At 41.7% G+C, this 11,558-nt stretch carries 11 protein-coding genes and 2 tRNA genes; 11 read left to right on the plus strand and 2 right to left on the minus strand.

Features of this window, described 5'->3' with window-relative positions:
• Positions 1 to 29: 29 nt before the first annotated feature.
• From pth to P9989_RS00540, 11 genes are all read left to right on the plus strand, one after another.
• The gene (gene pth, locus P9989_RS00490; RefSeq protein ID WP_283076934.1) at positions 30 to 596 is read left to right on the plus strand and encodes an aminoacyl-tRNA hydrolase; all 567 of its coding nucleotides are present in this window, start codon (positions 30 to 32) and stop codon (positions 594 to 596) included.
• 79 nt (positions 597 to 675) lie between these two features.
• Positions 676 to 906 (plus strand): anti-sigma-F factor Fin, encoded by a 231-nt coding sequence (gene fin / locus P9989_RS00495; RefSeq protein ID WP_079524816.1) that lies wholly within the window; start codon positions 676 to 678, stop codon positions 904 to 906.
• 40 nt (positions 907 to 946) lie between these two features.
• On the plus strand, positions 947 to 4,483 hold the full coding sequence (gene mfd / locus P9989_RS00500) for a transcription-repair coupling factor (RefSeq protein WP_283076935.1): 3,537 nt from the start codon (positions 947 to 949) through the stop codon (positions 4,481 to 4,483).
• A 242-nt stretch (positions 4,484 to 4,725) separates the two neighbouring features.
• Positions 4,726 to 5,262, plus strand: coding sequence for a stage V sporulation protein T (gene spoVT, locus P9989_RS00505; RefSeq protein WP_283076936.1), 537 nt, complete (start codon positions 4,726 to 4,728; stop codon positions 5,260 to 5,262).
• A 181-nt stretch (positions 5,263 to 5,443) separates the two neighbouring features.
• On the plus strand, positions 5,444 to 7,033 hold the full coding sequence (locus tag P9989_RS00510) for a putative polysaccharide biosynthesis protein (protein ID WP_283076937.1): 1,590 nt from the start codon (positions 5,444 to 5,446) through the stop codon (positions 7,031 to 7,033).
• Entirely contained in the window at positions 7,034 to 8,491 is a 1,458-nt protein-coding gene (yabN, locus tag P9989_RS00515) for a bifunctional methyltransferase/pyrophosphohydrolase YabN (RefSeq protein WP_283076938.1), read from the plus strand.
• 3 nt (positions 8,492 to 8,494) lie between these two features.
• Positions 8,495 to 8,755 (plus strand): RNA-binding S4 domain-containing protein, encoded by a 261-nt coding sequence (locus P9989_RS00520; RefSeq protein ID WP_283076939.1) that lies wholly within the window; start codon positions 8,495 to 8,497, stop codon positions 8,753 to 8,755.
• A 151-nt stretch (positions 8,756 to 8,906) separates the two neighbouring features.
• Positions 8,907 to 9,209 (plus strand): sporulation protein YabP, encoded by a 303-nt coding sequence (gene yabP, locus P9989_RS00525; protein ID WP_283076940.1) that lies wholly within the window; start codon positions 8,907 to 8,909, stop codon positions 9,207 to 9,209.
• Positions 9,206 to 9,796, plus strand: coding sequence for a spore cortex biosynthesis protein YabQ (gene yabQ / locus P9989_RS00530; protein WP_283076941.1), 591 nt, complete (start codon positions 9,206 to 9,208; stop codon positions 9,794 to 9,796). Before yabP ends, yabQ begins: the two co-directional genes overlap by 4 nt.
• Before the next feature lie 16 nt (positions 9,797 to 9,812).
• A complete protein-coding gene (locus P9989_RS00535; protein WP_283076942.1) occupies positions 9,813 to 10,190 on the plus strand; it encodes an FtsB family cell division protein in 378 nt (125 codons plus the stop codon).
• 74 nt (positions 10,191 to 10,264) lie between these two features.
• Entirely contained in the window at positions 10,265 to 10,651 is a 387-nt protein-coding gene (locus P9989_RS00540) for a S1 domain-containing RNA-binding protein (RefSeq protein ID WP_283076943.1), read from the plus strand.
• Positions 10,652 to 11,242: 591 nt separating this feature from the next.
• Here P9989_RS00540 and P9989_RS00545 read toward each other — a convergent pair.
• Positions 11,243 to 11,314 (minus strand) — tRNA-Glu (locus P9989_RS00545).
• Between the two features lie 65 nt (positions 11,315 to 11,379).
• Positions 11,380 to 11,453 (minus strand) — tRNA-Met (locus P9989_RS00550).
• Positions 11,454 to 11,558: the final 105 nt, after the last annotated feature.

Here is an 11,558-nt window from a genome sequence, read left to right on the forward strand (position 1 = left end):
TAGGAAAAAGATGAAAAGGAAGTTTTTCAATGAAGTGTATTGTGGGTTTAGGGAATCCGGGTAGGAAATATGAAAAAACACGCCATAATATTGGGTTTATGATTATAGATGAATTAGCACAACAAAATCATTGGACAATGGAACAAAAAAAGTTCAAAGGACTGTTTACCATCGAGCACATGAACGGTGAGAAAGTTCTTTTGTTAAAGCCCCAGACGTACATGAACTTATCGGGGGATTCTCTTCGGTTGTTCATGGACTATTATGGGATCGAAGAAGAAGATGTACTGGTCATTTATGATGATCTTGATTTACCGCCTGGAAGAATACGCCTTCGTCAGAAAGGCGGACATGGCGGTCATAATGGGATACGCAGCATCATTGACCAGTTAGGTACGAAAGGGTTTAAGCGTTTGCGGGTAGGCGTAGGTAGACCTTCTGTACCAATGAGCGTGGTTGATTATGTACTGGGTACATTTGATAAGGACCAGCAAGAGCATGTGCAAGAAGCCATAAACCAATCCGTTAAGGCTTGCGAAGCATGGTTTGAACAACCATTTGCCGAAGTTATGAATACCTTTAATGTTAAATCATAAATTAAAATGGTGTTCGTATAAGCAAAGACTCAAGCGGTAACAATAAATACAAATACTTCTGAATCGGAGGTTTGTATTTATGAATATTAATTATATATGCCGACACTGTAACCGCCAAGTCGGAAAATTAGACCGTGAACGAGTCGAAGTTTCCGAGCTTGGCTTAGAGTGTTTGAATGAGGACGACCACAGGGAAATGATTACGTACAGCAGTAATGGTGATATGAATATTAGAACGATCTGCCATTCATGTGAACGTACCCTTGATCAACATCCTCATTATCACGAACAAGATTATTTTATTCATTAAATCGTGGTCACCCTCTATGGTGATTGTGGAGGAGTTTGTTATGCAGGGAATAAAAGATTACTTACGGCCACAGGATGACATCCGCTCTGTAGTTGAGGGATTTGAATCCGGAATGAATGAGCAAATGATTGCAGGGTTATCTGGGGCCTCTAGAAGTATGATGATTTCATTAATACAGGAGTCGCTACATCGGCCTGTTCTGATCGTGACACACCAATTGATTCAGGCTCAGCAAATGTATGAAGACATGTTAGAGCTTTCTAATAGTGATCAAGTGCACCTTTTTCCGGTTAATGAGCTCATTGCATCTGAAATTGCAACGGCCAGCCCAGAGTTACGGAGCCAGCGGATAGAAGCGTTGAGCGGGTGGCTTAACCAAGATTCCGGTATTTTAATAGCGCCTGTGGCTGCATTAAAAAGAATCATGCCGCCTAAGGAATATTGGGAGCATAACCAGCTCCCTTTTCGTGTTGGGGAAGAAATTGATCTTGAAGAATACTTAAGAAGATTTGTCAGCATGGGTTATGAGCGGACAGATATGGTGGCAACGCCTGGAGAATTCTCTCTTCGTGGTGGAATCCTGGATGTTTACCCATTAACAGCAGAATTCCCTTACCGTGTTGAACTGTTTGATACTGAAGTAGATTCTATTCGAACATTCGATTCGGAAACACAGCGTTCTCATGAGAAGTTTGATCATGTTCATGTCGGTCCTGCGACTGAACTTTTATTAACAGAAGAGGATTATGCCCGGGCCTCGCAGCGACTGGAGGAATCCCTTAGTCACTCTTTACAAAAGCTTTCAAAAAAAGAAGCAAAAGAAACGCTAAATACTTACGTAGAGTCTGATATAGAAAAGCTTCGGCAACAAGAACGTTTTCAGGACATGTATAAGTATATAGGTTTCTTCTATGATCAGGAACTAAGTTTGCTAGATTACCTTCCAAATAATGGGTTGATTGTGTTAGATGAAATGAGCCGTATTCAGGAAACAGCGAGTCGTTTAGACCACGAAGAAGCAGAATGGCATCAGAGTCTGCTTGAAGTTAACCAAATTGTAAGGGATCTTAGCATTTCATTCGACTGGCATGGTACTTGGGATAACATGAAGCAGCCAAGGCTCTATATGTCCGTGTTCATGCGTCATATCCCTAACACCCATCCTGAGAATGTAATTAATATCTCCAGTCGACAGATGCAGCAATTCCATGGTCAAATGAATTTACTTAAGAACGAAATGGATCGCTGGGTGAAACAGGATTACTCTGTAGTCATTATGGCTCCAGATGAAAAGCGCGCTCAAAAGATTCATGATGTGTTAGATGATTATGATATGGAGTCCGTAGTTGCCAAAGAACCGGTTCATTTACCTTTGAAGCTGCCGACAATTATCGAAGGTAACCTCAGCAGCGGGTTTGAGTGGCCGCTGCACAAAATAGCTGTACTGACCGAGAGTGAGCTATTTAAAAAACGGACGTCTAAGACTAAGCGCAAACAGAAATTATCTAATGCCGAACGGATCAAAAATTATCAGGAACTCAAAGTTGGAGATTATGTAGTTCATGCCAACCATGGAATCGGTAAATATATCGGAATTGAAACCTTGAAAATGGGTGGGAATCATAAGGATTTCCTGATGGTAAAGTATTCGGGAAATGATAAGCTGTTTGTTCCAATTGACCAGATTGATTTAATTCAAAAATACGTTGGCTCCGAGGGTAAAGAACCAAAAGTATATAAGTTGGGCGGCAGTGAATGGAAAAAGGTGAAGAGCCGTGTTCAATCATCCGTAGAAGATATTGCGGATGATCTTATCCAACTATATGCTGAACGAGAAGCCTCAAAGGGTCATGCTTTTGGTGAAGATGGGGAGATGCAGCGTGACTTTGAAGCAGCTTTTCCATATGAAGAAACAGAGGATCAGCTTCGCTGTATTGATGAGATAAAAGAAGATATGCAACGAATTCGGCCGATGGATCGACTGCTTTGTGGAGATGTTGGTTATGGAAAAACAGAAGTTGCGATCCGGGCTGCCTTTAAAGCGATTGAGAACGGAAAGCAGGTGGCACTGCTAGTTCCGACTACCATACTGGCCCAACAGCATTATGAAACCTTGCAAGAGCGGTTCCAAGACTTTGGGATAAACATTGGTTTGCTCAGTCGATTCCGGACAAAGAAGCAGCAGAGTGAAACAACGGAACGGCTGAGAAAAGGACTTGACGATATTGTCGTCGGAACCCATAGAATTTTATCAAAAGACATTAAATTTAAGGACTTAGGACTGCTAATTGTAGATGAGGAGCAACGTTTTGGTGTAAAACATAAAGAAAAAATCAAGCAGTTGAAAGCGAATGTTGATGTACTGACATTAACGGCCACGCCGATACCGAGGACGTTGCATATGTCTATGCTTGGAGTTCGGGATTTATCTGTCATTGAGACGCCTCCTGAAAATCGCTTTCCGATCCAGACCTATGTATTGGAATACAATCCGGTATTTATGAGGGAGTCGATTGAAAGGGAAATGGCAAGGGGTGGACAGGTATTCTTTCTATTTAATCGTGTGGAGAACATTGAGCGAATGGCTCAGGAAATTTCTGCACTCGTCCCTGAAGCAAGGGTTGCTTTTGCGCATGGACAAATGAACGAAACCGAACTTGAAAATGTTATGTTCTCATTCCTTGAAGGAGAATTTGATGTGTTGGTGAGCACCACAATCATAGAGACAGGTGTAGACATCCCTAATGTGAATACGTTAATTGTTTATGATGCCGACCGTATGGGATTAAGCCAGCTTTATCAGTTAAGAGGCCGTGTGGGGCGTTCTAACCGAGTGGCATACGCTTACTTTACCTACCAAAAAGATAAAGTGCTGACAGAAGTGGCTGAGAAGCGACTCCAGGCGATCAAGGAGTTTACGGAGCTCGGCTCAGGGTTTAAGATCGCCATGCGGGATTTATCGATTCGTGGGGCTGGAAATCTTTTAGGTGCTCAGCAGCATGGGTTTATTGACTCTGTCGGCTTCGACATGTATTCACAAATGCTTAAGGATGCTATTGAAGCCAAACGCCAGGGGATTGAGCCGGAAGCTGTACAACCATTTCAAACCGAACTGGACCTTACCATTGATGCCTATCTTCCAGCGGAATATATTGAAGATGAAAAACAAAAAATTGATATGTACAAGCAATTCCAAGCGATTGAATCAGAAGATGACATTCATGATTTAAGAGATGAATTAATCGACCGCTTTGGTGATTACCCGGAAGAAGTCGAGAATTTATTCAAAGTAACTTCACTTCGTCTATATGCCAGGAAGGCACGCATCGAATCGATTTCTGAAGGGAAGAAAAAGATGGAGATGCTTATGGATTCTAGCCAAAGTCAGCAAATTGACGGTTCAAAGCTGTTTGATTTGGCGAACCAATATGGACGAATGATTCAGCTTGGGACAGAGGGCCAGCAGTTGAAAATTACGTTTATGTGGGAACGAAATACGAAGCCGAGAAGGTACGAGTTGGTGGAGGAGTTTATTCAGCGTCTGCCACAGTTATCAGAAGCAGCTACTAGTGCATAGAAAAAATAGGGAGCCGTCAATGGCTCCCTTTTGTAGATAGAACAAGGGCATATTGCAGTCCCTTCTCAGTCTTTAATGGTTTAATAAGGGCACATCCAAACGTTCTGAATACATTTTTTGAGAAAAATCCATTCTTGGGATGAATAGGTTTTTTCTGGAGTATCATACTATCCCTATCACCTGTTTATTCCGCATGTTTATTTGCGTGAGGGTAAACTACAGAGAGGGAGGCAGCATAAAGAATGAAAGCAACAGGAATAGTACGCCGAATTGATGATTTAGGGCGTGTGGTTATCCCAAAGGAAATTCGCCGCACGCTTCGTATTAGGGAAGGTGACCCTTTAGAAATATTTGTAGATCGAGAAGGAGAGGTTATTTTAAAGAAATATTCACCAATAAGTGAACTTGGAGATTTCGCCCGAGAGTATGCAGACGCTCTGCATGAATCGTTAGAGGCGCCTGTCTTAATTTGTGACCGCGATGAATTTATCGCAGTTGCTGGAGAATCGAAGAAATCCTATATGGGCCGTCAAGTAGGCAGCCGTATTGAACAAGTGATGGAAGGACGTACTTCTGCGTTTGAAAAACATCCGAATCCGGTAGAATTTGTCCGAGATTTAGAAGAGGACGTTATTTCTTATATTATTCATCCCATTATTGCCCAAGGTGATCCCATCGGTTGTGTAGTTGTCTTTAATAAAGAAGGCACCCCTATTGATGAAGGTTCCGAAAAGGCTGTCCAAACGGCAGCAAGCTTTCTAGCCAGACAAATGGAGTAACAAACCATTCAGGGGAGGGTTCAGTCACGTTGGAGGACTGATACCATCTGCTGCCCCTATAGGGCTAACGAGTCAATACATTAGAAACTTCAACTAAGAAGGAACAAGCCAGGTCACTCATAGGACCTGGCATTTTTGTGCTATAATAGGTTCAATTGTATTTATATGGGAAGGGCTCTACATGAATCATTCAAACTCATCGCACCTTTTGTTTAAAGGTGCTTTCCTGCTTACTTTATCAGGATTGATTGGTAAAGTATTAAGTGCAGGATATCGTATTCCTTTGCAAAACATCGCAGGGGATTTTGGCTTTTATGTTTATCAACAAATCTATCCGATTTTAGGAATAGCATTAGTGCTTTCGTTATACGGTTTTCCAGCGGCAGTTTCAAAGTTAGTCGCAGAAATAGGGGAGCGGGGACAGTCCCTGTCATTATCATCCTTTTATTTTCCTGCATTGTCATGGTTGTTTGGAATTTGTGGATTGATCTTTATGATTGGTTACACTCAAGCAGGTGAATTGGCTGATGTAATGGGAGACAAGCGTTTAACTCCTTCCTTACAGGCTGCGTTCACGGTATTTCTTTTGCTGCCAATCCCCTCATTATTAAGGGGGGTATATCAAGGTCAGGGAAATATGCAACCTACGGCGATCTCACAGGTGGCCGAGCAATTGGTAAGGGTTCTGCTCATTATAGGGGCAACGATTTACGTCGTGTCGGAAAGTCAGATCTATCATATTGGAATCGGTGCTGCTATCGCATCGCTGGGAGGCATCATCGCCTCCATCATAGTATTTATTTTTATTATTAGAAAGGATCCGCCATGGACAAAAGGGCCTGTTGATTACTCATCCCTTTCCTTTGTAAAAACGATCGTATTTTACGGTATATTCATTTGCCTGAATTATATGCTTTTACTACTTATTCAAATGACTGATGCTTTAACTCTTGTGCCTTCCCTAATAGAAGCCGGAGTAGCCCCCGTTGAAGCAAAGGTGCTCAAAGGAATATTCGACCGTGGCCAGCCGCTTATTCAATTAGGGACAGTCTTAGCGTCATCTCTGGCTTTAGCTCTTATCCCTTCTATTACAAAAAAGAAAATGCATGCACATCCTAAGCAAGTAGACGGGTATATCTTTGGGTCGATAAAGTTTAGTTTAATCCTGGCATGTGGAGCTTCAGCAGGGTTAATCGTATTAATGCCCTTTATTAATGAGCTGTTCTTTCAAAATGAAAAAGGAACAGCAGTACTAAGGGTTCTTATGCTTGTCATTTTATTCAGTTCATTGGCCGTTACTTTTGCTTCCATTTTGCAAGGTCTCGGCTTTGTTACTCATACAGCTATCATTGTGGTCTTTGCTATTTTGCTAAAATGGGGGTTGAATGCCTTGCTCGTCCCACATCTTTTATTAAATGGTGCAGCGATAGCCTCGATTTGCAGTGCTGCAGCCGTCGTGGTCTGCCAATGTCTTTTATTAAGACGTTATTTTTCATTTAAAAAATGGTTCAGGCTTCCGTGGCTTTCAATTACTTGGGCGCTGGCTGGGATGATAGTTGTGCTGCTAGTGCTAATCGGAATCAGGTCATTGCTAGGGATGGAGGGAGGAAATCGGTTTTCCCTGCTTGTTTATACACTTAGTCTTACTGCTGCTGGTGCGGTTACGTATCTAATCATGTTAATAAGACTAGGTGCCTTACACAGGAGAGAGCTAGAAGCTGTGCCATATGGAAGTTCACTCGTACGATTTTTACCAAAGGGGTTGAAATAGATGAACACTGTTAAAATTTTAGGGCTGGGCGCAGGTGGGTTGGAGCAGTTGTCGCTTGGAGTTTACCGTCAGCTTATTCATGCAAATGACCCTGTTTATAGTCGGACCCTTGACCACCCAGTGCTACGAGATCTGGAGAACGAAGGGGTTGATTTCATAGGCTTCGATGCTGTGTATGAACAAAATGACCGTTTCTCTGCCGTTTATGAAAGAATTGTGGATGAACTAGTAGAGGCTGCCAAGGAAAAGGACATTATCTATGTCGTGCCGGGGCATCCAATGCTTGCGGAGCGTACCGTCCAATTATTACTGGCAGATCAACGAGTAAATGTAGCAATCCAAGGCGGCCAAAGTTACTTAGATGATGTATTCTCTGCCTTGCAAGTAGATCCCATTGAGGGATTCCAGTTTTTAGATGCAACAGCTCTTGACCGCAGTCAATTACAATTTCAAAGTCATATCATTCTCTGTCAGGTATATGATCAAATGATTGCTTCAGAGGTGAAGCTGACATTGATGGAAGATCTTCCACCAGAGTATCCTGTGACCGTTGTCACTGCAGCCGGGAGCAGTGAAGAGGCACTTACTGCTGTTGAACTGCAGGAGCTAGACCGTGTTGTAGAAGTGAATAACCTAACGAGCGTCTATATTCCTCCGGTCGAAAAAACGAGGTTGAATCACCAGTTTTTCCGACTGAGAGAGGTGATTCGTACACTGCGTGGCCCAGGGGGGTGCCCGTGGGACCAAAAACAAACTCACGAATCTCTTCGTAGTTATTTAATAGAAGAGGCCTATGAGTTTATTGATGCTGTAAATCAGCTTGATGATCAGCATATGGCAGAAGAGCTAGGCGACATCCTCTTGCAAGTCATGCTGCACAGTCAAATTGGCGAGGATGAAGGGTTTTTCACGATTGACGACGTTATAGCCTCTATAACTGAAAAAATGATTCGCAGACATCCCCATGTATTTGGAGATGTTCATGTAAAGGATACAGATGAAGTGGTCACAAACTGGGATCAAATTAAAAAGCAGGAAAAGACCGTGTCCTCTGAGTCTTTATTAGATTCTGTTCCGACAAGTTTTCCGGCCCTCTTGCAAGCCGAGGAGTTACAAAAAAAGGCGGCTAAGGCAGGGTTTGACTGGGACAAAGTGGAGTTTGTCGAGGATAAAGTAAAGGAAGAATGGGCAGAATTTCTCGAAGCAAAAGAAATGAATCAACCGCTTGAAATGGAGAAAGAATTTGGGGATTGGTTGTTTGCTATTACGAATTTAGCGCGACATTATAAAATTAACGGTGAAACAGCTCTTCAGCGTACGAATCATAAGTTTAGAACAAGATTTTCGGCGATGGAAAGAAGTGCTTCAGATGCGGAACGAGCTCTTGATGACTATTCACTCGATGAGCTTGAAGAGTTGTGGGTAGCGGCCAAAATTAAACATAAAGGAGAGGAATAGCTCATGCGCTTAGATAAATTCCTGAAAATCTCAAGGTTAATTAAACGAAGAACCCTGGCTAAGGAAGTCGCTGACCAAGGGAGGATTAGTATCAACGGGTCAAAAAGCAAGGCGGCTACAGATGTATCGGTCGGAGATGAGTTGACCATACAGTTTGGGCAAAAGGTGCTCACGATTGAAGTGAAATCACTGAGAGAGAATGTTAAGAAGGACGAAGCGACGACATTATATGAAATCAAAAAAGAAGAACCTGTTAATAAATAAATCTTAGCCCGCTGCTTACCGGCAGTGGGCCTTTTCTTAATGTAACGCTGCACAGTCAAGTTCTATCGAATTAATTTCAATGTCTTACCATACGTTCTAAATTGCCCCCCTTTTACATAGCTTGTACTAGAGAAGAAGGAGGCTGGAATAAATGGAAGGCTACGATAAAAATTTACAAGCACGGACACATCAGGTGGATCATAATGTGAAAATGTGGAATAGAAGGAATCTTGAAATCTCAGGTGTCAAAGAGGTGGATAGTTTTGACAGTGAAGAATTTCTACTCCAGACAAGTATGGGTTACTTAGTCATTCGCGGCCATAATTTGCAAATGAAAAACCTGGACTTAGAAGAAGGAGAAGTCTCCATTAAAGGACGCGTCGATGAGATGACCTATTTGGACGAGAACCAAGGGGAGAAAGCTAAAGGATTATTTAGCAAGCTTTTCAAATGACACTGACCACACAATTTATGACGATGATTGTTATGATATCCGGAGGCATTTATGTAGGAGCAGCAGTTGATACCTTTGAGCGGCTCTTTTTTAAACGGAATAAAAAGAGCTGGCTTGAGCTTGTCTGGCAGCTTGCCTTCTGGGTTGCTCAGGCTGCTCTTCTTTTTTTTCTGCTATTTCTGGTAAACTATGGCGAATTACGTTTATATGTATTTATAGCAGTAATTTGCGGATATTCAGCTTATCGTGCATTATTTCAAACGCGATATAAAAAACTGCTGGAATATATGATACGCTTCGTGACTCAATTAATGACCTTCTTTGCGCGGCTATTTAATGCTGTTATTATTTGGCCGATTCGAACTATAATTATGGTGATTGCTTCTTTACTAATTGCTGTTTATAAAGTAATTTATAAGGGAATACATTTATTGTTTCTTGTCGTTTTATATCCATTCCTGTTAGTTTTTCGGTTGATTTGGAAGCTGTTACCGAAAAAACTGAAAAAAAACTTAAGCAAAACAGCAGGGTTTTGGGTTAAAATAAAGAATACTATAAATAAATGGAAAGAGAGAAAGCGCAAATAAAGGAGGTCTAACGTTCATGGCAAAAAAACAGTCAGTGGCCCGCCTGGATTCTACATACATGAAGCACTATGACGCCTACATGGAACGGCAGACGAAAAAGAAAAAGCGTCTATTCCGCCGAATCGTTTTGTTTGCCTTATTCGTAATGATCGTTGCAGGCTCCATGGTTACCTATCATGTTCAACAACAATCTCTACATGCACAGAAGCAGGAACACTATGAGGATTTACAAGCAAAAATGGATAAATTAAAGAAAGAAGAGAAGAACTTAAAAGAGGAAATAAAACTTCTTAATAATGAAGAGTATGTTTTGCAAATCGCAAGGTCCGATTATTTCTTCTCCAAGGAAGGCGAGATTATTTTTAAAATGCCAAATGAGGACCCTTCGTATTGACACCCTTTTCAATGCTTATATATAATAGTTAAGAAGATATCTTTATCGAATTTCTAAGGAGGAGCATTTTTTTTATGTCCATTGAAGTAGGCAGCAAGTTGCAGGGTAAGGTAACGGGTATCACTAATTTCGGGGCTTTTGTTGAGCTTCCTGAAGGGCAGACTGGTCTTGTTCACATTAGTGAAGTTGCCGATAACTATGTAAAAGACATTAATGAACACCTAAGCCAGGGTGACCAAGTAGAAGTGAAAGTCATTAATGTTGGAGACGATGGAAAGATTGGCTTATCCATCAAAAAAGCAAAAGAAAATTACGGTCGTCGTCCGCAGAAGCCCCGTAAACCGGCAGAGTCATTTGAACAAAAAATGAGCCGTTTTATGAAGGATAGCGAAGATCGTCTAGCATCACTGAAAAAGCAAACCGAAACCAAACGCGGAGGTCGGGGTGCTAAAAGAGGATAGCTTGCTGTCTATGACAATGAGTAAAAGATGCGCATGAATATAAAGAAACAGACCTGCTGTAATGGCAGGTCTGTTTCTTTATAGGAAATAAACTTTATAGATCGTAGTATAAGTGAGAAGACGATATGAGGTAATTTTCATATGGAGCGTAAATAGTACTGCTTTGGGAGGAGGGGCTGATCAGATTTACCTTCCTTTTTATGACCAGGAGGATGATACACATACTGAATTAACCATAAATCTTCCACGGCGTGGTGTAATCCTAATTGAGGGAGTATTTCTTCAACGTAAAGAGTGGAGAGGATTTTATGATTATGTGGTGTATTTAGATTGCCCCAAGAATAAAAGGTTTTCCCGGGAAACAAAATCTGCACGAATGGAGCATGAAAGATATAAAAATAGATATTGGAAAGCTGAAGATTACTATTTAAAGATGGAATCCCCAGCAAAGCAAGCCAATTTAGTCATAATCACCTAAATTTACTTTTCAAGAGGAGGAAGCTGGAGGGTGCAAGTCAAGAGAGAAAATTAAATCCTATAAGGTCGTAAAAAAACCGCCATCCTCAATGAGAATGGCGGTTTTCCTGCTGATGACCCGTACGGGATTCGAACCCGTGATACCGCCGTGAAAGGGCGGTGTCTTAACCACTTGACCAACGGGCCTTATATGTATAGATAATGTCTGTCTTATAAGTGTCGCATCTGAACAAGCATTCAGCACTTGTAAGTAGCGGCGGAGGGGATCGAACCCCCGACCTCACGGGTATGAACCGTACGCTCTAGCCAGCTGAGCTACACCGCCATATGTTCCAAAGACACAAAAGTTATAGTACACCATCCTAAAAATTATGTCAATAAAAAATAAAATTATAAGAGTAGTCTGTTAATTTCGATAGAGAATGGTAGG

The sequence above is a fragment of the Halobacillus naozhouensis genome, from assembly GCF_029714185.1.
Classification (GTDB): domain Bacteria; phylum Bacillota; class Bacilli; order Bacillales; family Halobacillaceae; genus Halobacillus_A; species Halobacillus_A naozhouensis.